This is a genomic window from Photobacterium rosenbergii, assembly GCF_003026455.1.
Lineage (GTDB): Bacteria > Pseudomonadota > Gammaproteobacteria > Enterobacterales > Vibrionaceae > Photobacterium > Photobacterium rosenbergii.
Genome location: NZ_PYMB01000007.1, coordinates 118,094 through 142,984 on the forward strand (window position 1 = coordinate 118,094; position 24,891 = coordinate 142,984).

Genomic DNA, 24,891 nt, shown 5'->3' on the forward strand with positions numbered 1-24,891 from the left:
TTAATACTTTCTGATAGCCGCGAAAGCCGCTTTCAATTTTGTTGGGTCTTTTTTGCCGGGCTTACTCTCTACACCGGAATTCAAATCCAGTCCCCGGCAGCCAAGGTGGGCTGCTTCGCAGACGTTGTCCGGGTTAAGGCCACCGGCCAGCATGGTGATTTGCTTTTGAACGCTAGGAATCAGGCTCCAATCAAAGGCAACACCCGTGCCTCCAGATTGGTTACCGACCTTGCTATCTAGCAAGTGACGGTCGACCTGCCACTGACCAAGGTCTGGTGCTTTTTCAGTCACGCCGTGGGCTTTCCAGATTTCACACTCTGCAGGTAGCTGGCCTTTTAGGGCTGCAATATAGTCGTGGTCTTCATCGCCATGAAGCTGAACCGCTGACAGAGATAGCGCCTCGGCAGCTTTAGCGACAGCCTCTGGGTCAGCATTGCGGAATACACCGACATATTTCAGTGGCGCACCGCTCATCACCATGCGGGCCTGCTCGATGTCGACATGGCGTGGCGAGCCAGACACAAAGATAAGGCCACCGTAAACCGCACCGCTCTGGTAGGCAGCTGCAGCATCATCGGCATGGGTTAGACCACAAACTTTGTTGTCACCTAGCAATACACGACGAACTGCCAGCTCAAGGTTGTCTTCAGCCATCAGCGAGCTACCGATCAAAAAGCCGTTGGCATAAGCCGACAGGTCACGTACCTGCTGGTTGTTGTAGATCCCAGATTCTGAAATCACAATCGTTCCTTCCGGAAGGCGTGGGGCTAGCTCTTTGGTACGGTTCAGATCAATGCTGAGATCGCGCAGGTTGCGGTTGTTGATCCCCACCACCTTGGCCTTGAGGGCAATCGCACGCTCAAGCTCCTCTTCATTACTGACTTCCGTCAGGATACCAAGGTTAAGCTGCTCGGCAACCTCGGCCAGTTCACGGTATTCATCATCGTTCAATACCGACAGCATTAGCAAAATGGCATCGGCATTGTAGTGGCGCGCAAGGTAGACCTGATAGGTATCAATCATGAAGTCTTTGCAAAGCACCGGCTGGCGAACTTGGTTACGCACCACTGGCAGGAAGTCAAAGTTACCTTGGAAGTACTTCTCATCGGTCAATACCGAGATAGCACTGGCATGGCCGTTGTACACCTGGGCGATCATGTTGAGGTCAAAGTCTTCGCGGATCAGGCCTTTTGACGGTGATGCTTTTTTACATTCCAGGATAAATGCCGCCTGATCGCCCGATAGTGCGTCGTAGAAGCTGCGGTCACTCGGGATTAGGCTGTCTTTGAACGATGCTAGTGGTTGCTCAGATTTACGTGCATCAACCCAAATACGTTTGTCGGCGACAATTTTAGCTAGAACTGTTTCCATTTTAACCTCGTGCTGCAAGTTGGCCGACAAGCTCAAAGGCTTTGCCTGATTTCATGACATTGATGGCCTTCTCGGCATTGGCCTTGAGATCTTCTTGGCCAAACAGGCGAAGAAGCAGGGCCACGTTGACGGCGACAGCGCCCATTTGGGCATCGGTCCCTTTACCGGTCAGGATATTGGTAATAATGGCACGGTTTTCTTCCGGCTCACCACCCTTGATCGCTTCAAGCGGGTGGCTTTCAAGACCAAAGTCAGCAGGGGTTAAGGTGTACTCGGTGATTTCACCGTTGATGATTTCTGCCACTGTGGTTTCACCGTGGATAGCCACTTCGTCCAGGCCGCTGCCGTGGACAACTGCGGCACGTTTCATACCCATTGCTGCCATGGTTTCGGCAATCGGGCGAACCAGTGAAGCGTCGTAGACACCCATTAGCTCGATGTTAGGGCGAGCCGGGTTAATCAAAGGACCCAGCACATTGAAAATGGTACGGGTTTTCAGGGTTTGGCGAACCGGCATCGCATGGCGTACGCCGCCGTGGTACTCAGGTGCGAACAAGAAGCAGACACCAAGGTCGTCAAGGGCTTCGCGGGCCGTCTCCGGTTTCATGGCAAGGTTGATGCCGAATTTGTCCAGCAGATCAGAAGAGCCTGACTTGCTAGAGACGCCACGGTTGCCGTGTTTGGCAACCTTAACGCCACAGGCGGCAGCCACGAAAGCTGCCGTGGTCGAAATATTGATGGTATTAGCACCGTCGCCGCCGGTACCGACGATGTCGGCAAAGTCGTACTCAGGGCTTGGGAACGGGTTGGCATTGGCCAGCAGTGCTTTGGCGGCACCGGCGATTTCAGCTGGGGTCTCGCCTTTGATTTTCAGTGCTGTCAGTACCGCCGAGAGCAGTACTGGCTCAACTTCGCCTTTTATAATGGCGTCAAACAGGGTTTGGCTTTCTTCTTGGCTCAGTGCCTGTTGGTCGTAAAGCTTGTTGGCAATGGTGTAGATGGTCGCATCCATAATAAAAATCCTTGTTGTCTATACCGGCTGATTATTGGTTCGGCTCATTATTGGTCGGTTGTCGGAGACGTGACCCAGGCCAGCGTATTGGTCAGCAGCTGGGCACCTTGGGTCGTGAGGATAGATTCTGGGTGGAATTGGTAACCACACACACGATCCTCATCATTGGTCACCGCCATGACCAGGCCGTCAACATCGGCAATAATATTCAGGCTCTCTGGCACCGTTTCGGCAACTAGCGAGTGGTAGCGGGCAATCGATAATGGGCTTGGCAACCCGCCAAACACGTCATGGCCGGTATGGCTCATCATGGCTGATTTGCCATGAACGATTTCACCTGCGCCTGAGACCTTGCCGCCGTAGGCTTCGACAATGGCCTGGTGGCCCAGGCAGATACCGATCATCGGAACCTTGCCGCGCACTTGTTTGATCAGCTCTGGCATACAGCCCGCATCGGCAGGGGCACCCGGGCCCGGTGACAGCACCAGAACCGGATTGCTTTTCTCAGCCAGTGCCTGTTCCATCTGCTCGACGCTAAGGCTGTTGCGGTAAATCGTTACTTCGCAGCCTAGCGAGCGGAACTGGTCAACCAAGTTGTAGGTAAAGGAGTCAAAGTTATCAAGCAATACAATATGGGGTAGGGACATCAGTGGCTCCTTAGTGCGATTTACGTTCAGGGGCACTGTGTGCCTTGCGGATAGCTGTGATCACCGCTTGTGCCTTACCACGGGTTTCATCGGCTTCTGCCTGAGGGACAGAGTCGTAAACCACACCGGCACCGGCTTGGACGCTGGCAACATCATCTTCGACATAGGCCGAGCGGATCACGATACAGGTATCCATATCACCATGGCCGGTCAGATAGCCGACTGCACCGCCATAACTGCCACGGCGGCGCTGCTCGACCTCACGGATAAGCTGCATCGCACGGATTTTCGGCGCGCCGGTCAGGGTTCCCATGTTCATACAGGCCTGGTAAGCGTGCAGGGCATCCAGATCGCCACGTAGCTGGCCGACAACACGGGAGACCAAATGCATTACATGGCTGTAGCGGTCGACGGCAAGTAAATCTGCGACATAGCGGCTACCCGGCTCGCTGATACGGGCAACATCGTTACGGGCCAAGTCAACCAGCATCATGTGCTCGGCGTTTTCCTTCATGTCGCAGCGCAGTTCGAGCTCGATACGACCATCGAGATCGAGGTTGATTGAACCGTCCGGGTTCTTGCCGCGACGGCGGGTACCGGCTATCGGGTAGATCTCAATTTGGTTGCTCTCGGTACAGTATTTCAGGGCACTTTCCGGCGACGCACCGAACAGGGTGAAATCGGCATCCTGCAGGTAGAACATATAAGGACTTGGGTTGCCGATTTTAAGCTCTTTGTAAGCGTTTAGCGGTGACGGGCACGGCAGGGTGAACTGACGAGACGGTACCACCTGAAACACATCACCATTGATGACGTGCTGTTTTAGATCGACCACCTGCTGGCAGAAGTCTTCGTCGCTCACGCTTGCTACCGGCTCGCATTCATCGAGTAGCTGGGCGGCTGGTAGCGGCATCGGCTCCAGGCAGGCTTCCTTGATGTGCTGCAGGCGGCGGCTCAGCTCGAAGTAGCTCGAGGTGTACTCATCGCCGCCGAACAGGGTGGCCTGCAACTTGCCCTTGCGGCGCTGGTGGTCAATCACCAGTAAGGTCTCGGCAATATAGAACAGGTAGTCCGGGCAGCGGTTGTCCTGCTTGACGCCTGGCAATGGCTCAAAGCCATCAACCACGTCATAGGCGAAAAGACCACCGATAAATAACGCTTCGCGCGGGTGACCGGCAATATCGAAGGCATGCTGGATCATTCGCAGTGCATCAAACGAGGAGGTCTGGCGCAGACGGCTGTCTTCATCCAGCGCGCGTTCGGCTGATGGGAACGTCAGTTCCAGCTGGCGCCCCTCGCGTACTGCAGTGATATCGGCAGGCATCTTGCCTTCCAGGGTTTGCAGCACATTGAGGCCGTTATCGGTCAGGGCCTCGAGGGTGACCACTATGCCGCGGCAGACAATACGGACTGCCGCGTCGATGAGCATCAGGCTCTTGAGGTCTTGTTTGGAGTCGACTTCGGCCGACTCCAGCAATAGGTTGTGTGGGCGGTCGCCACAGACGGAGTAATACAACTCCGTCGGATCCGCAACATAGGGTACATCGAGGCTGAGCAGTTCCAGCTCACCGACGCCTAGTGGGGTAGTATTCACAGCGTTCTCCCTGCCGCTTCTACAAACGGTTTCAACTCTTGCATCAACTGTTCAAACATTGGGCCGGTCAGTGCCTGATGGCCGTCCGACAAGGCTTCACACGGGTTAAGGTGTGATTCAACGATAATACCGTCGGCACCGACTGCAGCCGCCGCGCGTGAAAGTGGGATAACCAGTTCACGGACGCCGGTACCATGGCTCGGGTCAACCACCACCGGTAGGTGGGTACGTTGCTTAAGGTAAGCCACGGCGTTCAAATCCAATGTGTTACGTGTTGCTGTCTCGTAGGTACGGATACCTCGCTCACACAGGATGATATTTGGGTTGCCTGCGTCGTAGATATATTCCGCCGCGAGTAACAGCTCCTCGATAGTGGCTGAAAGTCCGCGTTTGAGCAAGACCGGTTTTTTGCTTTCACCCACCGCTTTTAGCAGGGCGTAGTTCTGCATATTGCGAGCACCAATCTGAAGACAGTCGATGTATTCACACATTGAATCCATCTGGCTGACCTCCATAACCTCAGATACGGTCGGGATACCCAGTTGTTGGTTGGCTTTTTTCAGTAGCTTCAAACCTTCGACACCCATGCCTTGGAAATCATATGGGCTGGTACGTGGCTTGTAAGCGCCACCGCGAAGGGCAACGGCACCATGTTTTTTCACCACTTCGGCAACGCTTAGCAGCTGCTCTTCAGATTCGACCGAACAAGGGCCAGCAATAACTGCGAACTTGTCGCCACCGACAGAGGCATTACCGAAACGAACCACGGTATCGTGGGCCTGCACTTCACGGCTGACCATTTTGTATTTGGTCAGGATAGGCTTGACGTTTTCGACACAAGGGTAGGCATCAAGGTGTAGCTGTTGTAGAACACGCTCATCGCCAAGCGCGCCCAACACAATGCGCTCAACACCCGGCATGTAGAGAGGTTTGAGGCCGGCTTCTTCGATGCGGGCAAGAATTTCTTTGGCTTGTTCTTCGGTTGCGTTTGGCTTAAGTACGATGATCATATTCTTTTCCTCTTCAGGGCGCGGCTTGTGGTTGGCGCTCTGGTAAAATCTTTGTCTGGCTGAATTTGGCTATAAAAAAACCCGCGTCGAGGCGGGTTCGTGTAATCTGTTTAAGGCACAGCTAATCACACCACCCGCGTTGGGAAGTGCCACCACCAAGATGAGAAAGCGCGGAGCTGACGATGAATTTGCTGTACCATGTATTTATCCTTTCAGTGTTATACAGGCTGTCAGTGAATATACTGAACCACCAAATGTAGTACTGGGTAACTGCGTACTAGTAAACTAGTTCGCGAGAGTAAAGTCAAGAAGATAATTTATGTTGTTTGATTTACACAGCCATACCACCGCATCAGACGGTCGGCTGTCACCGCAAGATCTTGTACGGCGCGCCGCTGAGCGTCGGGTCGATGTATTGGCGATTACCGATCACGATACAGTGGCCGGACTTGCGCCTGCCGAACAAGCGATAGAAGCAGAAAATCTGCCTTTAACTCTCATCAAAGGCATTGAAATATCGACACTTTGGTCAAATTTTGATATTCACATTGTCGGATTGAATATCGATCCCGAGCACCCGGCGATTGTTCGTATTATCGAAGAGCAGGCACAGCGCCGTGCCGATCGTGCCGCCTTGATGGGGGAGCGGTTGGAGAAGAACCGAATGCCGGGGGCATTAGAAGGGGCCAAGGCCATTGCCAATGGGGCCACGCTTACCCGTGCCCACTTTGCCCAGTGGATTGTCGAGCAGGGCTATGCCAAGAACATGCAGGCCGTTTTCAAAAAGTTCCTGACCCGAAACAACCCGGGCTATGTGCCACCTAACTGGTGTTCGATGGCCGAAGCGGTGGAAGCCATCCACCAAGCCGGCGGGCAGGCCGTGCTTGCCCATCCCGGCCGTTACAATATGACCGCAAAATGGCAAAAACGCTTATTGACCGCTTTTGTTGAAGCCAAAGGGGATGCGATGGAGGTAGCGCAACCGCAGCAATCTCCGCAGGAAAGGCGTTTGCTCGGCGATTATTCAATAGATTATCAATTACTCGCTTCACAGGGCTCTGATTTCCATTATGCCTCGCCATGGACCGAACTTGGACGTAACTTGTGGTTGCCCAAGGACGTGACCGAAGTCTGGCAGGACTGGAGCGTTGAGAAGAAACGCATAGAAGAGGAAGTGCGCGAATAGGCTGCATTTCCTATGGAGGAAGAATGAGTCAGTTTTTTTATGTTCACCCTGAAACACCGCAAGTCCGTTTGATTAACCAGGCGGTAGCCATTATCCGCAATGGTGGGGTGATCGTGTACCCGACCGATTCTGGTTATGCACTTGGCTGCCAGCTGGAAAATAAATCGGCACTGGAGCGGATCTGCCAGATCCGCCGTTTGAACGATAAGCACAACTTTACCCTGCTGTGCCGCGATCTTTCCGAGCTGTCGCTATATGCCCGTGTTGATAACGCGGCATACCGTTTGCTGCGCAACAATACGCCGGGGGCTTACACCTTTATTTTCAAAGGCACTAAGGAAGTTCCACGCCGTTTGATGAACCCTAAGCGTAAGACCATAGGTATTCGTGTACCGGACAATGCCATTGCGCTGGCTTTGCTTGAGGCGTTAGGTGAACCGATGATGTCGACATCTTTGATTTTGCCGGGCAACGAAACCACAGAGTCTGATCCGGAAGAGATCCGCGACCAACTTGAGCATGCAGTGGATTTGATCATCAACGGCGGCTATCTGGGTGAACAGCCGACCACGGTGGTTGATTTTAGCAATGACGAAATGGAAATTGCCCGTGTGGGTGCCGGTGACCCATCACCTTTTGAGTAATATCGGGTTAACAGGGTGTTTTCTGTGGTATCTCAGCTAAGCTTTTGGCATAATCCGCCATCGCTTTAAGATGGCTTAAAGCATGATGATATTTCGACGCCTGTGAAGGCGACAAAGGTTTGTCTAATGAGTGAAAAATTACAGAAGGTACTGGCGCGTTCTGGCCAGGGTTCTCGCCGAGAAATCGAATTAATGATCCAGAACGGTCGAGTTAGTATCGACGGTAAGGTAGCCAAGCTTGGTGACCGCCTGGACGATCTGTCAGTCAATGTCCGCATTGATGGCCACAAAATCCAGTTGGTGTCGTCTTCAGAAGAAGTTTGCCGAGTATTGGCGTACAACAAACCTGAAGGTGAACTATGTACCCGTCACGATCCAGAAGGTCGCCGTACGGTATTTGATCGTCTGCCTCGCCTAAACGATGGTCGCTGGGTATCGGTGGGTCGTCTTGATGCCAACACCGCTGGTCTGCTGCTGTTCACTACCGATGGTGAATTGGCAAACCGTCTTATGCACCCGAGCCGTAGCGTTGAGCGTGAGTACATGGTCCGCGTATTCGGCGAAGTGACCGAAGAGATGGTTCGCAACCTGGTTAAGGGTGTTGAGCTAGAAGACGGCATGGCGCGCTTCGAAGACGTGGTCTACGCCGGTGGTGAAGGTATGAACCATACCTTCTACGTGGTGATTACCGAAGGTCGTAACCGTGAGGTTCGTCGTCTGTGGGACTCCCAGGGTGTAACGGTAAGCCGCCTGAAGCGTGTGCGTTACGGTGATATCTTCCTGACTAAGGATCTACCTCGTGGCGGTTGGATGGAGCTTGAGCTTAAAGAAGTGAACTACCTTCGTGAGAAAGTAGAGCTTCCAGCTGAAACCGAAACTGTACTGACAGTTGAAGGCCAGAAGCGCAAGCGTGGTGTTCGTCAGATCCGCCGTGCAGTGCGTCGTCACGAAGAGCGCCTGAACGAAGATACAGGCCGTGGCCGCCGAGGCCGTCAGGACCAGCGCCGTTCATCGAGCCGTAACCAAGGTGAAGATAACAGCCAAGCACCACGCCGCAAGCCAACAGGGAACACCTCTAACCGCCGTCACCAAGGCGAAGAAGGTAACAACGGTTCACGCCGCAAGCCGTCAGGTAATGCTGCAAACCGCCGTAACCCGCTGAAGAACAAGCCAGCCAAGCCTCGTACCCGCAAATAGCATGTACTGGCGAATAAGCCGGTTTGAAACCGAATAAAAAAAGCAGCCATTGGCTGCTTTTTTGTTATCTATCGCTGGTAAATCGCTTAGCTAGCCGCTCCCGGCTTACGCTTTGGCTGGGCGTCAATGCACTGGCCGTTGACGTCTTTGCTCTCTGGGCCCATCAGGTAGAGATACAATGGCATGATCTCCTCTGGGGTTTTCAGCAAAGAGGGGTCTTCCGCAGGGAAGGCCTTGGCACGCATACCGGTTCGGGTACCACCTGGGTTGATGGCATTGACGCGGACATTGGTATTGGCCATTTCATCGGCCAGAATCTGCATCATGCCTTCGGTGGCAAATTTAGAAATAGAATAGGCACCCCAGAATGAGCGGCCTTGGTGGCCAACGGTCGAAGAGGTAAAGACAATACGGCCGTCTTCAGCTTTTTTGACCAGTGGCATGATAGCTTGGGTTAGCAGGAACTGGGCTTTGACATTGACCTGCATGACATCGTCGTAGGTATCTTCACCTAGTTGGTCAAACGGGCTAAGTACGCCCAGCAGCGAGGCGTTGTGCAGTACCCCATCCAAGCGGCCGAATTGGCCTTCAATAGTTTCTGCCATATCCAGATAGTTCTGCTTGGTCGCACCCATCATATCCATAGGGATAATCGCTGGCTGAGGGTAGCCCTGTGATTCTATCTCGTCGTAGACGGCTTCTAGCTTGGCAACCGTGCGTCCGAGCAAGATAACAGTCGCGCCGTGGGCGGCATAGCTGATGGCAGCCTGGCGGCCAATTCCATCACCCGCTCCGGTTACCAGGATAACTCTATCTTTCAGTGAGTTTTCAGCGATTTGATAATCCACTGTGTACTTCCTTATTGGTTTTTTCGTGTGCCCATTGTATACCCAAAATTTGCTCGCTTAAACGAGCATATTGACGCTGTTTGGCTATATTGCGATAGCGGTATGGGTGACAACTTGGTTACAATGGCTAAATGTCAAAAAATGAGGACTCGACATTGGATTTTTTGTTTGATTATGGATTGTTCCTAGCCAAGATTGCCACGGTGGTTATTGCCTTTATCGCGATTCTGGTGGTGGCCAAAACAGTGAAAGGCCATCATGGTAGCCAGAAAGGTGAGTTGGAAGTTACTGACCTGACAGAGCAATACAAGCACACTGTGCATCAACTGGAGTCTCACTTGTTTGATAAGCCATTGCTTAAAGCGCGTGACAAGGCTGAAAAGAAAGCAGACAAGGAAAAACACAAAGCACGACAGAACGAAGTAAAAAAAGCGGCTAAAGAGGGCGATTTGTCTCACTCCCGTGAGCCACGCCTGTTTGTGTTGGATTTCCATGGCAGCATCGATGCCCGTGAAGTGGCCTCACTACGTGAAGAGGTGACGGCAATTCTTGCCGTGGCTATGGAAGGTGATGAAGTACTGCTTCGCCTTGAGACCGGCGGTGGTATGGTTCATGGCTACGGCCTGGCATCTTCCCAACTTGACCGTTTAAAAGCGGCAGGGATCAAGCTGACAATCTCAGTGGATAAAGTGGCGGCCAGTGGCGGCTACATGATGGCCTGTGTTGCCGATAAAATTATCTCGGCGCCGTTTGCGGTTGTCGGCTCTATTGGCGTGATAGCCCAACTGCCAAACTTCAATAAAGTGTTGAAGAAAAACGATATTGAGTTTGAGCAAATCACAGCCGGTGAGTTTAAGCGCACCCTGACAATGTTCGGTGAAAACACCGACAAGGCACGTGAGAAATTCCAGAGCGAAATTGAAGAGACCCATGGTTTGTTCAAGGCCTTCGTGTCTGAGCACCGCCCTGAGCTAGACCTTGCCAAAGTGGCGACCGGTGAGCATTGGTTCGGCAAGCAAGCGCTAGAGCTTGGATTGGTTGATGAAATTGGCACCAGTGATGATTACATCAGCACATCTTGTAAGGACCGCGAAGTCCTTCAGGTACGTTATGTCCAGCGTAAGAAGCTAGCGGAAAAACTTGCCGGCGCGACTGGCGATGCGGCTGATAACCTGCTGCTGAAATGGATCAGCCGCGGGCAGCGTCCAATTGTCTAAACGTCCATTAGTATAGAGAGGTTACGATGGATCAAAAGTGGGCCTTGTTTTCGTTTCAAGGGCGAATGCGCCGTCGGGATTATTGGCTTTATAGCATCCCTGTGCTCTTGGTATCCTTACCGGTGTTCTTGTATTCCACACCGGAAAATGCGGGTAACCCGATGCTCAATATCTTGTCTATTGTGGTCCTCGTTTTTGTGTTTTGGGCTTCGGCAGCCCTGAACGTAAAACGCCTGCATGACCGCAATAAAAGTGCGTGGTGGATTATTCTGACTTTCTTACCGTTGATTGGTCCGATCTTCGTCATTGTTGAACTGGGGATTCTGGACGGTACACCAGGGCCGAACCAGTTCGGTGCGGACCCGAAAGGGCGTGGTGAGCCACCTTCAGCACCGGGGCCTCGCTCAGATAATGAGTCCAAGGATAACGGTAAAGAGACAATGACTATCGATATGTAAGTATATCGACAGGGCTATAGGGTTATAGCCCTAAAATCATAGCCTTGTAAAAAGCCAGCCCCGCCAAAAGCGGGGCTGTTTTTATTCTGCATGACCCTTTTAAAGGAGGCTTATTTGCCAAGGGTGAACTTTGGCGATAGCTGGTGGGCCAGGTATTTGAACATGTTGAACACTGCCGTGGTCTTTTCAGTTGGCAGGCCTTTGTCATCAAGGAAGAACTCGCCTTTGAAAATCAGTACCCCACCACGCTCTTCTACGGAGGTGGCACGCATCCCGTCGATGTAGCCTTCATGATCTTGGATTTGCTGGTTGGCAATCATTAGCAGGTCATCAGTTGAAATGGTTTCTTTGGTGCTCATGGTATCTCTCTCATCTCACAGCAGGTTGCCGGTAAGTTCGCCGGCAGAGGTGGCTTAGTGTATTTGAGTTGGTGTGCAATGACAAATTTTGCGCCAAACTGAGCGTTGTCATTTTATTGGCGTTGTTGATTTTTATTGGGAACTGGTTATATCTTGAAAAAAGGCGAATTTCAGCAAGTCGGTTTTTTGTCATCCTAAGTTGAAAATATCAGGGTACAAAGAATAGGCATTAACCCGTTGAATTGTCGAAAATCTGTGAGCGATGGCAAAAAATAGTGGTTTTTTATAGTCAAAGCGTTGCGGAGGTGGTAATGATTAGCGCCCATTGCGGGAGTTGTTTTCAGTTTTACGGATAAATGAGAGGAAAATCGCGCCGCAACTTGTCTTGTCGGCATACATTTTTCCTATGCATTTGGTTAGCGTAACCAGCTGTTAACAAGTGGGGAAGGGACAACCAAACGGTCTCGTTTTGTTAAAAAGCAGTTGACCTTCTCCGATTGTAGCCCAATATGTAAATACCAATCACATTACGTAACTAGTTATCCGGAGCTGTCCTCAACCGGTTGGATTTCGCGATGTAAATAGTTACTTAATCAGTTTGGTGTACCAGCGTTGCCGTGCTAGTTCTAGTTTTTTTAGCGTGCAACTAGTTGTTTTAATTTTAAGTTTTGTGAGCACGAGGACGTAATAGAATTATTATGGGTAAATCTCTCGTTATTGTGGAGTCCCCAGCCAAGGCGAAGACAATCAATAAGTACTTGGGTAAGGACTTCGTTGTTAAGTCAAGCGTCGGTCACGTTCGTGACTTGCCGACTGGTGCACGCAGCACCGGTAAAAAAGCGGCGGCTACTTCAACCAAGGGCTTGAGCGCAGAAGAAAAAGCGCGCATTAAAAAAGAAAAAGACCGCAAAGCGCTGATCAATAAGATGGGTGTCGACCCATACAATGACTGGGCTGCCCAATATGAAGTGCTGCCAGGTAAGGAAAAAGTCGTCAACGAACTACAGAAGTTGGCGGAAGATGCTGACTTTGTTTATCTCGCGACCGATTTGGACCGCGAAGGGGAAGCTATTGCGTGGCACCTTCGTGAGATCATCGGCGGCGATGATGAGCGTTACAAGCGAGTGGTTTTCAACGAGATCACCAAAAATGCGATCCAGCAGGCCTTCGAGCAACCGGGTGAGCTGAACATGGATGGCGTGAATGCACAGCAGGCGCGCCGATTCCTCGACCGTGTGGTCGGCTTTATGGTTTCCCCTTTGTTGTGGAAGAAAGTCGCACGTGGTCTTTCTGCGGGCCGTGTACAGTCGGTCGCGGTCAAGCTGATTGTGGAACGCGAGCGCGAAATCAAGGCGTTCGATCCAGAAGAGTACTGGGACATGCATGCCAATACCCAAACAGCAGGCAGTGATGCCCTGCGTTTGATGGTGGCACAGCAGGCCGGCAAAACCTTCCGCCCAGAAAACGAAGCGGATACTATGGCGGCCAAAGCCCTGTTGGAAAAAGCGGCTTTCCAGGTCAAAGATCGCGAAGACCGTCCAACCAGCAGTAAGCCTTCAGCACCTTACATCACCTCGACGCTCCAGCAGGCGGCAAGTACCCGCTTAGGCTATGGCGTTAAGCGCACCATGGGCTTGGCCCAGCGTCTGTATGAGGCAGGTTACATTACTTATATGCGTACCGACTCGACCAACCTGTCGAAGGAAGCGGTTGAAGCGGCGCGCGAATTCATTGCCAGCGAGTATGGCGATAACTACCTACCGTCTGCACCGAATGTTTACGGTAGCAAGGGTAATGCCCAGGAAGCGCACGAAGCGATCCGTCCTTCTAGCGTTGATGTCAAACCGGAAAACCTTGAAGGCATGGAACAAGATGCGATCAAACTTTACGATTTGATCTGGCGTCAGTTTGTATCGTGTCAGATGGTGCCAGCGAAGTACGATTCGACCACGATTACTGTCGAAGCCGGTGACTTCACCCTGAAAGCGAAAGGCCGTACCCTACGCTTTGCCGGTTGGACCAAAGTACAGCGTCCATCGGGCAAGAATGAAGATACTACGCTACCAATGGTTCACGTGGGCGATACGCTCAAACTGGAATCGTTGGAGCCAAAACAGCACTTTACCAAGCCACCTGCACGCTTTACTGAAGCGGCACTGGTTAAAGAGCTGGAAAAACGCGGTATCGGTCGTCCTTCAACATACGCATCAATCATTTCAACCATTCAAGATCGTGGTTATGTGCGTGTCGACCAGCGCCGTTTCTATGCCGAGAAGATGGGTGAAATTGTTTCGGATCGTCTGGATGAGAGCTTTGCCGATCTGATGGACTATGACTTCACTGCCCGTATGGAAGGCAACCTCGATAAAATCGCCGAAGGCGATGCAAGCTGGAAATCGGTTCTGGACAAGTTCTTCAGTGACTTCACCTCTGAGCTAGAAAAAGCTGAGCTGGATGAAACTGAAGGCGGCATGAAGCCGAACAATATCGTACTGACCGACATTGAATGTCCGACTTGTGGCCGCCCAATGGGTATCCGCACCGCATCAACAGGGGTATTCCTGGGTTGTTCGGGCTATTCACTGCCACCGAAAGAGCGTTGTAAGACAACCATCAATCTGGGTGACGAGGACGGTATCGTCAATGTCTTGGAAGAAGATGTTGAAACAGCTGCCCTGCGTGCCAAGAAACGTTGTCCGAAATGTAGCACGGCGATGGATGCCTACCTGATCGATGCCGAGCGTAAGTTGCACGTTTGTGGTAACAACCCAAGCTGTGACGGCTACGTGGTTGAGAAAGGTGAATTCAAACTCAAAGGCTACGACGGCCCGGTTATCGAGTGTGATAAGTGTGGCTCGGATATGGAGCTCAAGAACGGCCGTTTCGGTAAGTACATGGGTTGTACCAACGAAAACTGTAAGAATACGCGTAAGATCTTGAAGAACGGTGAAATTGCACCACCGAAGGAAGATCCGGTTCACTTGCCTGAACTTCCTTGTTCCCAAGATCCAGATGCTTACTTCGTACTGCGTGACGGCGCTTCCGGCCTGTTTATGGCAGCGAGCACCTTCCCGAAATCGCGCGAGACCCGTGCACCATTGGTGGAAGAACTTGTTCGCTTCAAGGATCGCCTGTCGCCGAAGTTCATGTACCTGACAGAGGCGCCGACGGAAGACCCGGATGGCCGTCCTACAGTGGTTCGCTTTAGCCGTAAGACCAAAGAGAACTACGTCCGTTCGGAAATCGAAGGCAAGCCATCAGGCTGGACCGGGCTCTACATTGACGGTAAGTGGGAAATTACCGACAAGCGTAAAAAGCCGAAGAAAGAGAAAGCTGAGAAATAATAAAAAACCGCCGCAAGGCGGTTTTTTTTGAGAGCAGGAAGAGCGGGGGCTAGGAACAGATGGTCCTAGGAGAAGCTGGAATGGGGCCTAGGAAAAGAAGGCCCTAGATCCTAGGTAGAGCAAAAAAAGAATGAGCTTGACGTTCTCTAGTTTTTAAACATCCTGCAGCACCCAGCACCCAGCACCCAGCACCCAGCACCCAGCACCCAGCACCCAGCACCCAGCACCCAGCACCCAGCACCTAGCACCTAGCACCTTAAGCGATAGCGTATGCCGGTACTCCGCTGTGGAAGCGGAAGGTGTCGTCTGGGCTGCTGATCAGCTCGGCTTCGCGGGCACCGATGGCTTTTATGCGCTCGCTGATATCTTCGCCGGCGATTTGCTCGGCCAGTTTGAGGTAGTCCTGGTAGTGGCGGGCCTCCGAGCGTAGCAGGGAGATATAGAACTTCTGCAACTCTTCATCAAGGTATGGGGCCAGCTTAGCAAAGCGCTCACAAGAGCGGGCTTCGATGTATGCACCGATGATTAGCTTGTCGATCAGGGTGCTAGGTTCATGGGTACGGACAATCTTCATCAGGCCTTTGGCATATCGACCCGCGTTCAAACTGGAGTAGGGGATACCGCGGTTTTCCATGATTTCCAGTACTTGTTCGAAGTGGTGGAACTCTTCTTTGATCAGGCGGACCATCTTGTCGATAAGCTCTTCACCGTGGGCAAAATCAGCCTTGGGTTTTAGCTCAGCAGCCAGGCCATTTTTCTTACCATGGAAACTGCGGGTGTCTCTCTCGTTACCATAGACGAACTCTTCATACGGTTTTGCCCATTCGAGCAGAGCTTTGCCACTCTCTGTATCAACGGCATATTTGCGGATCAGGAACATCGCGGTTTGGCTGGCTTTGAGCTCGCAATTGCAGTGATCGACAAGTAACGCCGTGAGGTTTTCAGGTTTTTTTGCTTCGTTGATCCAGGCATTAGGCGTATCGCATTGCAGGAACTGCTTGATCGGCTCAAGCAACGTGTCGATCATCTGTTGAGTTGTATTCATGGGCTTGATTTGTTGAGTCTTGTTGTAGATATTTGCCCAGTATACCAATGCAAGTGCGTAAAGTGGAAATGGCTGAAAAAACAAAGGCCACCGCATGGGTGGCCTTTGGTAGGAACTTTGCTGGTATGCAATGCGCTACCATTTGCGCTTAGGCTGGAACAAGACATCTAGCTCGTCCTGCTCTTTCTCAATCATCTGCTGGCGTTGCTGCTGGTTAGTCATGTTCTGGCTGCTGTCGATATCTTTTAGCATCTTCTGCAACTTCTCACGAGCCTGGTTGGCATAGTCGTCGTTTTTGCTAGACAGTACATCAATACCTTTCTTCAGTAGCTGCTTGGCCGTACCCAGTTGCCTTTTCACGCGCGCCTCGTTGGCTCGTTTGATAACATTTTCAATATTGATCCTAAGCTGGATGCCTTCTAGGCGAGCATTTTCGGTGACAAATGCTTGAGTTGGCATCCGACCTTTGCTGTGCTCACTTTTGATTACGTTTTTCAGGCGTTTTACAAGTTGAAGCATACCAAGAGCTTGTTTGTCAGTACTTGGTACCTTGAAACTGGCGACATCGGCTTGCGAATAGTTAGCCTGCAGTTGGTTTATTTGCTCGGTAACATTAATAACGCGCTGTGGCAGTGATTTATCCGATGGATCGACTTCTTTCATTCCTTCCAGAGAGAACAGTACCCGTTTGTTCAGGCAGACGAGCAAATCCTTGCTGTATGGAAGGTGGTGGGCATTACTGATCAACTCTTCGGTCGCATCAATAACGGCGATAAATTTTGCCAATTCCTGCTGTTTTGCGCTTTCTAGTTTCTGTCGGTATTGAATAATGATGTTGTAGCCAACAATCAGAATCAACAACAGGCTTACCAGGCCAATAATTAGTGGCATGCTCATGGGGTGGGGACCGTCCGTGCTTACTCAAGCCCTATAAGATACACCATATCGATAATTGGTCATAGCTGCGAGATCGTTTTCTAATTGATCGACCTCGCGTAAGCGTTGATTGGTGGCATAAAATTGCTTATTGCGATAAGGATACGTGACATTTTGCGGGTATCGTCTATTACTTGCGAAAATTAGACACTCAAGGCTGGGAAACTGGGTCTATAAGTTATATAACATTATGTTATAAAGCCCTGCGGAACGCAGTGCAGGGAGACACTCCAAGGTCGGGGTATAGATGATAAAGGACTATCATTAGGCGGGACCATGAAACTACAACAATTAAGATACATCGTTGAGGTTGTAAACCATAACCTAAATGTCTCTGCGACAGCGGAGAGCTTGTACACATCCCAGCCGGGGATCAGCAAACAAGTCAGGTTATTGGAAGATGAACTTGGCGTGCAAATTTTCGAGCGTAGCGGTAAGCACCTGACTCAGGTGACACCGGCAGGCGAGTCGATTGTCAAAATCGCAAGGGACATTTTATCCCGTGCGGAGAGCATAAAATCGGTGGCTGGGGAGCATACCCACCCAGAAATGGGCACACTGAATATTGCTACCACCCATACCCAAGCCCGTTATGCGCTTCCGCCGGTGATCCAAGGCTTTACGGCCCGCTACCCCAAGGTCACCCTTCACATGCACCAAGGGACACCCAACCAGCTTGCGGATGCCGTGTCCAAAGGAACCACGGATTTTGCTATTGCCACCGAAGCACTGCACTTGTACCAAGATATGATCATGCTGCCTTGCTACCATTGGAATCGCTCGATCGTGGTTAAAGCGGATCACCCCCTTGCCCAGAAGTCAGAGATTACTATCCATGATTTGGCCGCCTATCCATTAGTTACTTACGTCTTTGGTTTTACTGGCCGCTCTGAACTAGATAGTGCCTTTAATCGTTCAGGTTTGACGCCGAGAATTGTCTTTACTGCAACAGATGCCGATGTGATCAAAACCTATGTCCGCCTGGGTATTGGTGTCGGGGTTATTGCCAGTATGGCCATGGACCCAGCTACTGACAGCGATTTGGTGGCGATTGATGCCAGCCATATTTTCGACGCCAGCACGACCAAAATTGGCTTTAAGAAAGGTACATTCCTGCGCAGCTACATGTATGACTTTATCAAACGCTTCGCCCCTCACTTAACACGGGATGTGGTTGATCAGGCCGTGACGCTGAAAACCAACGCTGAAATCGAGGCAATGTTTGCCAATATGCCGTTACCGGTGAAGTAACGCTTATGCAGGTTGCCGCTTGGCAGCCTGTGAATCTTTCTTATCGTGACATAGTCTCTTTCTGCCTATTTGGTGCATTTGCGTTTACAATATCCGGGTTTTGCAGATAAACCCAAGAGTAAACCATGCACGCTCCACGCTTCTCCCAACTTGATCGCTTACTGACGGATACCCGTGAGTTTTGGCAGTTTATGCCGTTTTCTAGTTCGCCATCGCAATGGGAGCAAAGTCATCCTGAGTTCACAAAATGGCTGCTGGGTTTGGATGAGCAGCAACTTGCCCATTTTAAAGAAAAGCCCGGTTTACTGGCCGAGGCGGTCAGTGATTGGATCCCTCAGGCGGCGAGCTTACAAGTACTTGCCGACCTTGAAGCGTTGCCGCATGAAGAGCGCATCCCCCCACGTGGGCTTGATACGGGCATCCCGGGAAGGAAGTGGCAGCAACTGCAAGCTTTTAACGGTGTACTGCCGGCATTACAACTGCCTTGGCTGGAATGGTGCGCAGGAAAAGGGTTTCTTGGCCGGGTTCTGGCGGCGACCCATAAGACACCTGTAACCAGTTTGGAGTGGCAGCAGGCACTGTGTGAAAGTGGGGAAACTGCGGCCCGTAAGCTGTCTTTGCCAATGACCTTTGTCCACGGTGATGCTTTTTCTGCCGAAAGCGGCAAGTTTATTTTGTCCCAGCAGCATGCCGTTGCTTTGCACGCTTGTGGCGATTTGCATGTCTCTTTGCTGCAGCGAGTGGCTGACCGAAAAGGGCGAGCGGTAAGTGTTTCACCGTGCTGTTACCATTTGATCCGCAACAAAGCGTACCAGCCGATGTCGGCACTGGCGAAACAAAGTGAGCTATCCCTAAGCAAACATGATTTGAGGTTGCCACTGCAAGAAACGGTGACCGCAGGAAACCGGGTGCGAAACCTGCGTTTTGTCGAAGTAAGCTTCAGGTTAGGTTTCGATAGCCTGCAGCGCGACGTGACTGGGCAAGATACTTATATGCCAGTGCCCAATGTCCAGAAGGCATTGTTCAACGATGGTTTCGCCGCTTTCTGCCGCTGGGCTGCTGAGCAAAAGGGGTTGGTACTCCCTGATAATATTGATTTTGCCTACTGGCAGCAGGTTGGTGAGCAGCGGTTTGATTGGGTCGAGCGCTTGGAGTTGCTGCGCCAACTTTTCCGCCGGCCACTGGAGATGTGGCTGGTGTACGACCGAGCATGTTTTATGGAAGAAGCCGGCTACGAAGTGACCGTCGGGACATTCTGTGACAAGCCTATTACCCCTCGAAATATTATGATTCATGCGGAGTTAAAGGACTAAATGGACATTAGTACCTTAGTTTATTGTGCTATTGCCTTAGCTGCAGGGTGTTTTGTGCAGAGTACCGTGGGATTCGGTATGGCGATTGTTGCTGCGCCCGTTGTGTATTTTTTTGAGCCCCGCTTTGTACCCGGGACCATTACCCTTGTCGGCTTAGTTCTGGCATTGATTAATATGTGGCAGTACCGATCACAGATATCGTTCCGTGGTTTGGGGGCAGCATGCAGAAGCCAATAAGCTCAGGGCTAACCTTGCCGGCTATTTCGCATTCAGTTGTATTCTGTCTTTGGTTGCCTTATCGGCAACAGGCCATTTTAGCTGGTGGCATTTTAAATACGGCATGATGGTTATGCCTGCGCCGATCCTCGCCAGTTTGTTTGCTTACCGGATCCAGCATTTAATCAAGGCCGAGTGGTTGCGGTACGCGCTGCTGGTACTGTGTTCTGTTTCTGGTGTTATTGCGATTTGGCAGGGGATGGCACCAAAATTTGTCTAAAAATCGATTTTGCGTAAAAAGGCCAGTCACTGACTGGCCTTATTCGTATCAACTTTCAACCTGCTCAAGGGCGGTTATTCAACCGTTTCCCGAACGGTTTCCGGAATCGCGTTGAGTAAGCTGAAATTTCGCTCTTCATGCTCGTGGGCAGGAAGTGGTCTGCCAAGATAATAGCCCTGGCAGAAATCGAAACCACATTGTTGCAAATAACGCAGTTGTGCTTCGGTTTCGACCCCTTCAGCGACCACTTTTAGCGCCAGCTTTTCACAGATAGCCTGGGTGGCCTCTATAATCGCCTGGCTACCCTTATGCTCACCTTGGACAAAGCTTTGATCCAGTTTGACGGTACTGATCGGCAAATCTTGCAATTGTGATAAAGAAGAGTAACCGGTACCAAAATCATCAAGGTAGAGCTCAAGGCCCAGCGAGGCAAGATCATCGAGGCATTGCTTTGCTTCATCATACTCTTGCAACATAGTGGACTCGGTTAACTCAAGTGCCAACTGCGCAGGTGGAATTTGGTAATATTTCAGTAGCCCTTCGATAGTCGGTGCCAAGCTTGATTGCAACTGGGCACGCGACAGGTTAACACTCATAATGAAGGCTTTACCGTACTTTTCACGCCACAGGGCCAATTGCTTACAGGCTGTTTTGATGATCCATTTACCCAGTGGGACTATCTGGCCGGTTTCTTCTGCCAGCGGAATAAACTCACCTGGCGAAACCTGCCCCAGCTCCTCGTCATGCCAGCGGATCAAGGCTTCGAAGCCCTTGAGGGATTTGCTGTTCATATCAACAATCGGTTGATAGTAGAGTTCAAACGCCTCTGCTTCCAATGCCAGTGTTAGGTGGTGGCGCAAAGTCATCTTACGGTAAAGCGCATCGGCCATGTCTGGTGAGAAGTGATGGCTGCGATTGCGGCCACGCAGTTTCGCCCGGTGCATGGCCATATCAGCCTGGGTCACCAAGGTTTCGATGTCTTTTGCATCGGTAGGGTAGTCTGATGTACCGATACTACAGCCAATCGATAATTCACCGACTTCTTTGAGGTGGAAGGGGCGGTTAAGGGCTTTGATCAGCTGTTTGGCGAACATTGCCGAGTTTTCGATATTGCGGTGCTCCGCCTGGACAATAAACTCGTCACCGCCAAAGCGCGCTAGCAATCCCTTGAACTTCACTTCTTCTTGCAAGCGAATGGCAATGGCTCGAAGCAGTTTGTCACCGATGGCATGGCCATAGGTATCATTGACCAACTTGAACCCGTCAATATCGAGGAACAATAAACTATATGGATGTTGGCTGTGCTGGTTCTCCACGATGGCATTGGTGATACCTCGGCGGTTTAACAGCCCAGTAAGAAAATCATGTTCGGCGTTATATTTTGCCTTGTGCAGTTGCTCTTTTTCTTGGCTGATGTTGATTAAGCTCAGCAGCAACTGGTGCTTATCGGTGAGCCATTTTCCATCGATATTCAGCCAATGGTGGCTTTTGCCTGTCCAGCATAGGCGCTTGGTTTTTAGTACGCCTTCAGAACGGGCCGTCGTTAGCCATTTATCCGCTAACTGGGCGTCACCGAGAAAGCTGGCAAGATCTTTTAGATCTTCGCCAAAAGAATGGGTAAATGAATTGTTGGCACTGATCAGGCTGCCGTTTTCATCAAATAGCAAAGCCAGGTTTGAGCTGCCTGAAAAAGCCAACTCACGGCGAAGGCTGGCCTCTTCAGCAATGACCTCAACGAGCATCACGGTGTTGCCATTAGGGCCCGGCATACCGGAAAAATAACATAATGCTTTCTTGATGACGTTGTTGGGGGAGAAATACCACCAGGTTTTGATTTTTTCACCTTGTTGGAAACGGCTTAGGTAACCATCTAGGATAGCATCAACGGCTTCGGACATATCAAGGCTGAGATCACGGGCTGTCAGCTCATCCGTAGTTTTTGCTTCCCATAAAGAAAGTGAGGCGGAATTAGCCCAGAGGATGCGTTTTTGGTGAATATCGAAAATCCAAACAGGGGTCTGTAAGAACTCGTAGAGAGAAAAATTTTGGTTCATCACCAAGGCTTTGTTATTTATTGTGATATTTATCAGATGCTATATCAAAAACGGCGTTTTAAATACGTATACGGGATAAAATCGTGAGGTTTATTCACGATTATTGAAAAAAAAGATGCAATATCTTGAAAAGCAGCAAAAAAGTCGATATGAGTCGCATTTTTTTGCTGCTTTTTTCATTATTACTGTAGCGCCAGCTTCACTTCCAGACCGACGAAGACAGGGTCGTAAGCTGCTCCGGCGTCGAGTGCAAAGTTGGCTGCATCGGTATTACCGAACCATGGGGTGTAGGTAAGTCCGACATCGGCGTCGCCACGCCACCAGTCAGTCACCCAGTAATGGATGTGGCCAACAGGGTTGAGTAAGAACAGGCTGACATCACCCATGGTTTTCGACCCCATTACCTTGCCGCGGTTGGCGGTAATTTCCATCTCGGTTTGGAACATCCATTCACCGACGGCTGCACCGAATAGCGGGGTAACGATAATATCCTGGATCGATGGCACTTCAGCAAAAGCCTCTACACCGTATTCCCAGAAGAATGTCGACATGGTTGCTGAATACAGGAATGACTCCCATTCGTTAAAACCAGAGTGACGCGCTGCAGTATAGTAAACCCCACCGAAATATGGGTGCATAATGTAGTTTAACCAGTGATCATCCTTATCCCATACCGGTCCTTCCGAAACATTATCCCACCATTTTTTGCCAAGGCCTTTTAGGTTGGTATCTTCTGGGTCCCAGTTAGTCACATCTTCAGGCAAAAGCGTCATCAATCCGACCGTTGCGATACTCAAGCCGAAAATGGTGTAAGACTGCTCTAGCAGGTAATCCCAGTCTTTTTCTGGTGCAACAGATAAGTGCTTAGGCAATGTATTGGTGGTTGGTTCAGCCGTCGTTGGTTGCAGCGAAAGCCCTTGATCCATGGCTGTATACTGATAATTGTTGGTCGACCCCAGCGACTGGCTAGGCTGTGACGCATAGCTGTTTAGAAACGTTGGCTGGTGGTTTGAACCCATATAGGCATTCTCATTCCATGCGAATGCAGGGGTGCTGATGGCAAGCCCCAGGACAAGTGGTGATAGAAGTGAAGTGCGCAAGATACGCTCCGCAATAGATCAAGGTGGATAGGATAAAAAAGTGCGGGAAGTATCACTGAAAAGATTAAAAAATCCTAGTATTTAATCGCGTGATTCGTGCAAAAAAATTGTAAAAATTACCCATTTATATGAATGAAATTCATAATTAACAACATTGTTCAAAATGCTCACTGTACAGAAATAAAAACGGCAAGCGATAGGGCTTGCCGTTTGCTTTTGGGTTAGCCCACAGCGGGGATCAATCCAGCCATTTGGAGAAATTGTGCGGCAATGATGAGCACACCAGCACCTGTTGCTAATGCTAGGGCAGGTTTACCCCCAGCCACTTGGTAGCCGTTTTCTTCGATCTCACTCGTTTGCTGCAATTGCTTGCGCTGGGCGCTGACCATCGCGACTGGCAGGAAAATGGCGAGGATAACTAGGGCAATAGCAGCAAAGCCCAATGCCATGATAAAGCCTTGAGGGTAAAACAAAGCAAAAGCCAGAGGTGGAATGAATGTCATCGCAGCTGTTTGCAGTCGCCCATGTTTTTTATCATTTTGCTTGAAGCTATCGGCTACAAAATCAAACAGACCTAAGCTCACACCTAAGAAAGAGGTGGCCAAAGCCAAGTCAGCAAACACAGAGACAGACTGGCTAACCATTGGGTTATGTAGCAGTTCGCTGAGAGTGCCAATGAATGAACCTAGGCTGTTGCTCGCCATCAGATCTTGCTGGCTAAGTACGCCTTGGCTGGTGAACTGCCAGAAGACGTAGATGATTAGCGGCAATGAAGAGCCAATGACCATCACTTTCTTAAGAGCTTTCATATCCAAGCCAATGTAGCGCACGATAGATGGGATACTGCCGTGAAAGCCAAACGAGGTGAAGATGACCGGTAACGCCGAAACGATGAGTCCTTTTTCTACTGGCATATTGACCAGGTAGCCGCCTTCGACATTCGGTGCAAGTAGGCTAAGCATTACGACCAAGGCGATGACTTTCAGGGTGAACAGCACTCGGTTAACCATATCGACAGAGTGAGTACCGATCGCCACAATGCTGGCAATAACCAGGGTAAAAATGACCGTACTAGTTTGCGCCGAGACTTCCAACCCCACCCAATTATTCAGTTTGTCGTTAAGTTGGCCGCCACCGCCAGCAATGTATGCGGCGCAAAGCGAGTACATAAGGAAGCAGACAGCAAAGTTGGCGAGCAGCTGACCTTTTTTTCCCAGTAGATCACGGGCCAGTGAATTTAGCGTCGCTTGGTGATCAGCGTACTGGTGCACTTCTAACATTAATAATGCGGTGTAGGTCATCAATGACCAGATACCAAACATAATCAAAGTTGCGGTGGTAAAGCCAAGCCCGGCCGAGGCCAGAGGAAGGGCTAGCATGCCTGCGCCGATCGTCGTACCGGCGATGATCAGCATACTGCCGAAAGTCTTGTTCATTGACATGGGGTTATTTGCTCCGAGTAATCAAAAGGTTGTGCTCGGGAGGCGGTGTTCGCACCTGTGGTCGCTCCCTATTTTGTTTAGAGGGCCACAATGGCAAAGAGGTGTCAGAATTTATTTACACTCTATATAGCCATTGCGGCTATCGATAGAAGGTGCCTGATTGGAGTATGTTCATGGTTTATTCCATTTCTTATAGTGATAAATAGTGCGCTTTTGGCCACTGCTGGCGCTTGCGTCTGGTTGTGAACAATATATTGATTGTATTTAACTGTCAACTTTTGTGCTTGTTGGTGTAATTTTTTATTTACAGTGTGGGTGAGTAAACACTTTGGACGGCGTTACTTTTTAGCATGGGTATGCCCGAGAG

Annotated in this window: 22 protein-coding genes and 1 other annotated feature; of the genes, 10 read left to right on the forward strand and 12 right to left on the reverse strand. The window is 50.6% G+C overall.

Annotation, left to right across the window (positions count from 1 at the left end; genetic code table 11):
* From trpCF to C9J01_RS16245, 5 genes are read right to left on the reverse strand one after another with little or no spacing between them, the layout of a single operon-like run.
* On the reverse strand, window positions 1-1,371 hold the full coding sequence (gene trpCF / locus C9J01_RS16225) for a bifunctional indole-3-glycerol-phosphate synthase TrpC/phosphoribosylanthranilate isomerase TrpF (protein ID WP_107299177.1): 1,371 nt from the start codon (window positions 1,369-1,371) through the stop codon (window positions 1-3).
* A gap of 1 nt (window position 1,372) precedes the next feature.
* Complete coding sequence (trpD, locus tag C9J01_RS16230) at window positions 1,373-2,383, reverse strand: anthranilate phosphoribosyltransferase (RefSeq protein WP_107299178.1); 1,011 nt, start codon at window positions 2,381-2,383, stop codon at window positions 1,373-1,375.
* Window positions 2,384-2,430: 47 nt separating this feature from the next.
* Window positions 2,431-3,030: an aminodeoxychorismate/anthranilate synthase component II gene (locus C9J01_RS16235; protein ID WP_107299179.1), complete on the reverse strand. Its 600-nt coding sequence runs from the start codon at window positions 3,028-3,030 to the stop codon at window positions 2,431-2,433.
* A gap of 10 nt (window positions 3,031-3,040) precedes the next feature.
* Window positions 3,041-4,624, reverse strand: a complete 1,584-nt coding sequence (locus C9J01_RS16240) for an anthranilate synthase component 1 (RefSeq protein WP_107299180.1) — start codon at window positions 4,622-4,624, stop codon at window positions 3,041-3,043.
* Entirely contained in the window at window positions 4,621-5,634 is a 1,014-nt protein-coding gene (locus C9J01_RS16245) for a bifunctional 3-deoxy-7-phosphoheptulonate synthase/chorismate mutase (RefSeq protein ID WP_107299181.1), read from the reverse strand. The genes C9J01_RS16240 and C9J01_RS16245 overlap by 4 nt, the downstream gene beginning before the upstream one ends.
* Before the next feature lie 71 nt (window positions 5,635-5,705).
* Window positions 5,706-5,798: a sequence feature (Trp leader region), on the reverse strand.
* A 155-nt stretch (window positions 5,799-5,953) separates the two neighbouring features.
* Here C9J01_RS16245 and rnm point away from each other — a divergent pair.
* The 3 genes from rnm to rluB all read left to right on the forward strand — a co-directional run bounded on the left by rnm (window position 5,954) and on the right by rluB (window position 8,661).
* Window positions 5,954-6,820 (forward strand): RNase RNM, encoded by an 867-nt coding sequence (rnm, locus tag C9J01_RS16250; RefSeq protein ID WP_107299182.1) that lies wholly within the window; start codon window positions 5,954-5,956, stop codon window positions 6,818-6,820.
* Between the two features lie 23 nt (window positions 6,821-6,843).
* Window positions 6,844-7,464 (forward strand): L-threonylcarbamoyladenylate synthase, encoded by a 621-nt coding sequence (locus C9J01_RS16255; RefSeq protein WP_107299183.1) that lies wholly within the window; start codon window positions 6,844-6,846, stop codon window positions 7,462-7,464.
* A gap of 126 nt (window positions 7,465-7,590) precedes the next feature.
* Window positions 7,591-8,661, forward strand: coding sequence for a 23S rRNA pseudouridine(2605) synthase RluB (gene rluB / locus C9J01_RS16260; protein WP_107299184.1), 1,071 nt, complete (start codon window positions 7,591-7,593; stop codon window positions 8,659-8,661).
* An 86-nt stretch (window positions 8,662-8,747) separates the two neighbouring features.
* Here the strand turns inward: rluB and C9J01_RS16265 are convergent, their stop codons facing one another.
* Window positions 8,748-9,509, reverse strand: a complete 762-nt coding sequence (locus tag C9J01_RS16265) for a YciK family oxidoreductase (protein WP_107299185.1) — start codon at window positions 9,507-9,509, stop codon at window positions 8,748-8,750.
* Between the two features lie 155 nt (window positions 9,510-9,664).
* On the opposite strand from C9J01_RS16265, the gene sohB reads away from it, so the two are divergent.
* Together sohB and C9J01_RS16275 are read left to right on the forward strand one after the other, a co-directional pair.
* Complete coding sequence (sohB, locus tag C9J01_RS16270) at window positions 9,665-10,726, forward strand: protease SohB (RefSeq protein WP_107299231.1); 1,062 nt, start codon at window positions 9,665-9,667, stop codon at window positions 10,724-10,726.
* 26 nt (window positions 10,727-10,752) lie between these two features.
* On the forward strand, window positions 10,753-11,184 hold the full coding sequence (locus C9J01_RS16275) for a DUF805 domain-containing protein (protein WP_107299186.1): 432 nt from the start codon (window positions 10,753-10,755) through the stop codon (window positions 11,182-11,184).
* 110 nt (window positions 11,185-11,294) lie between these two features.
* On the opposite strand, the gene C9J01_RS16280 is transcribed toward C9J01_RS16275, so the two are convergent.
* On the reverse strand, window positions 11,295-11,543 hold the full coding sequence (locus C9J01_RS16280; protein ID WP_107299187.1) for a YciN family protein: 249 nt from the start codon (window positions 11,541-11,543) through the stop codon (window positions 11,295-11,297).
* A 698-nt stretch (window positions 11,544-12,241) separates the two neighbouring features.
* Here C9J01_RS16280 and topA point away from each other — a divergent pair.
* Window positions 12,242-14,887, forward strand: coding sequence for a type I DNA topoisomerase (gene topA / locus C9J01_RS16285; protein ID WP_107299188.1), 2,646 nt, complete (start codon window positions 12,242-12,244; stop codon window positions 14,885-14,887).
* Between the two features lie 256 nt (window positions 14,888-15,143).
* Here topA and miaE read toward each other — a convergent pair whose 3' ends face one another.
* Entirely contained in the window at window positions 15,144-15,932 is a 789-nt protein-coding gene (miaE, locus tag C9J01_RS16295; protein ID WP_107299232.1) for a tRNA isopentenyl-2-thiomethyl-A-37 hydroxylase MiaE, read from the reverse strand.
* Between the two features lie 135 nt (window positions 15,933-16,067).
* The gene (locus C9J01_RS16300; RefSeq protein WP_107299190.1) at window positions 16,068-16,829 is read right to left on the reverse strand and encodes a DNA repair protein; all 762 of its coding nucleotides are present in this window, start codon (window positions 16,827-16,829) and stop codon (window positions 16,068-16,070) included.
* 315 nt (window positions 16,830-17,144) lie between these two features.
* Between C9J01_RS16300 and cysB the strand changes: the two genes are divergently transcribed.
* The 4 genes from cysB to C9J01_RS29915 all read left to right on the forward strand — a co-directional run bounded on the left by cysB (window position 17,145) and on the right by C9J01_RS29915 (window position 19,928).
* Window positions 17,145-18,119 (forward strand): HTH-type transcriptional regulator CysB, encoded by a 975-nt coding sequence (gene cysB, locus C9J01_RS16305; protein WP_107299191.1) that lies wholly within the window; start codon window positions 17,145-17,147, stop codon window positions 18,117-18,119.
* 125 nt (window positions 18,120-18,244) lie between these two features.
* The gene (locus tag C9J01_RS16310) at window positions 18,245-19,432 is read left to right on the forward strand and encodes a methyltransferase (RefSeq protein WP_107299192.1); all 1,188 of its coding nucleotides are present in this window, start codon (window positions 18,245-18,247) and stop codon (window positions 19,430-19,432) included.
* A gap of 78 nt (window positions 19,433-19,510) precedes the next feature.
* Entirely contained in the window at window positions 19,511-19,669 is a 159-nt protein-coding gene (locus C9J01_RS30130) for a hypothetical protein (protein ID WP_336596076.1), read from the forward strand.
* Window positions 19,638-19,928: a sulfite exporter TauE/SafE family protein gene (locus C9J01_RS29915; RefSeq protein WP_237156990.1), complete on the forward strand. Its 291-nt coding sequence runs from the start codon at window positions 19,638-19,640 to the stop codon at window positions 19,926-19,928. Before C9J01_RS30130 ends, C9J01_RS29915 begins: the two co-directional genes overlap by 32 nt.
* 74 nt (window positions 19,929-20,002) lie before the next feature.
* Here C9J01_RS29915 and C9J01_RS16320 read toward each other — a convergent pair whose 3' ends face one another.
* The 3 genes from C9J01_RS16320 to C9J01_RS16330 form a co-directional block, all read right to left on the reverse strand.
* Entirely contained in the window at window positions 20,003-21,982 is a 1,980-nt protein-coding gene (locus tag C9J01_RS16320) for a putative bifunctional diguanylate cyclase/phosphodiesterase (RefSeq protein ID WP_107299193.1), read from the reverse strand.
* 182 nt (window positions 21,983-22,164) lie between these two features.
* Window positions 22,165-23,001: a DUF3943 domain-containing protein gene (locus tag C9J01_RS16325; RefSeq protein WP_107299194.1), complete on the reverse strand. Its 837-nt coding sequence runs from the start codon at window positions 22,999-23,001 to the stop codon at window positions 22,165-22,167.
* Between the two features lie 302 nt (window positions 23,002-23,303).
* The gene (locus C9J01_RS16330) at window positions 23,304-24,524 is read right to left on the reverse strand and encodes an aromatic amino acid transport family protein (RefSeq protein WP_107299195.1); all 1,221 of its coding nucleotides are present in this window, start codon (window positions 24,522-24,524) and stop codon (window positions 23,304-23,306) included.
* Between the last annotated feature and the right edge of the window lie 367 nt (window positions 24,525-24,891).

What these genes read in the sequence shown, in the direction of transcription:
- trpCF (WP_107299177.1), bottom strand. Translation starts at nt 1,371, where the DNA reads ATGGAAACAGTTCTAGCTAAAATTGTCGCCGACAAACGTATTTGGGTT.
- trpD (WP_107299178.1), bottom strand. Translation starts at nt 2,383, where the DNA reads ATGGATGCGACCATCTACACCATTGCCAACAAGCTTTACGACCAACAG.
- C9J01_RS16235 (WP_107299179.1), bottom strand. Translation starts at nt 3,030, where the DNA reads ATGTCCCTACCCCATATTGTATTGCTTGATAACTTTGACTCCTTTACC.
- C9J01_RS16245 (WP_107299181.1), bottom strand. Translation starts at nt 5,634, where the DNA reads ATGATCATCGTACTTAAGCCAAACGCAACCGAAGAACAAGCCAAAGAA.
- rnm (WP_107299182.1), top strand. Translation starts at nt 5,954, where the DNA reads ATGTTGTTTGATTTACACAGCCATACCACCGCATCAGACGGTCGGCTG.
- C9J01_RS16255 (WP_107299183.1), top strand. Translation starts at nt 6,844, where the DNA reads ATGAGTCAGTTTTTTTATGTTCACCCTGAAACACCGCAAGTCCGTTTG.
- rluB (WP_107299184.1), top strand. Translation starts at nt 7,591, where the DNA reads ATGAGTGAAAAATTACAGAAGGTACTGGCGCGTTCTGGCCAGGGTTCT.
- C9J01_RS16275 (WP_107299186.1), top strand. Translation starts at nt 10,753, where the DNA reads ATGGATCAAAAGTGGGCCTTGTTTTCGTTTCAAGGGCGAATGCGCCGT.
- C9J01_RS16280 (WP_107299187.1), bottom strand. Translation starts at nt 11,543, where the DNA reads ATGAGCACCAAAGAAACCATTTCAACTGATGACCTGCTAATGATTGCC.
- topA (WP_107299188.1), top strand. Translation starts at nt 12,242, where the DNA reads ATGGGTAAATCTCTCGTTATTGTGGAGTCCCCAGCCAAGGCGAAGACA.
- miaE (WP_107299232.1), bottom strand. Translation starts at nt 15,932, where the DNA reads ATGAATACAACTCAACAGATGATCGACACGTTGCTTGAGCCGATCAAG.
- C9J01_RS16300 (WP_107299190.1), bottom strand. Translation starts at nt 16,829, where the DNA reads ATGAGCATGCCACTAATTATTGGCCTGGTAAGCCTGTTGTTGATTCTG.
- cysB (WP_107299191.1), top strand. Translation starts at nt 17,145, where the DNA reads ATGAAACTACAACAATTAAGATACATCGTTGAGGTTGTAAACCATAAC.
- C9J01_RS16310 (WP_107299192.1), top strand. Translation starts at nt 18,245, where the DNA reads ATGCACGCTCCACGCTTCTCCCAACTTGATCGCTTACTGACGGATACC.
- C9J01_RS30130 (WP_336596076.1), top strand. Translation starts at nt 19,511, where the DNA reads ATGGCGATTGTTGCTGCGCCCGTTGTGTATTTTTTTGAGCCCCGCTTT.
- C9J01_RS16320 (WP_107299193.1), bottom strand. Translation starts at nt 21,982, where the DNA reads ATGAACCAAAATTTTTCTCTCTACGAGTTCTTACAGACCCCTGTTTGG.
- C9J01_RS16325 (WP_107299194.1), bottom strand. Translation starts at nt 23,001, where the DNA reads ATGGGTTCAAACCACCAGCCAACGTTTCTAAACAGCTATGCGTCACAG.
- C9J01_RS16330 (WP_107299195.1), bottom strand. Translation starts at nt 24,524, where the DNA reads ATGTCAATGAACAAGACTTTCGGCAGTATGCTGATCATCGCCGGTACG.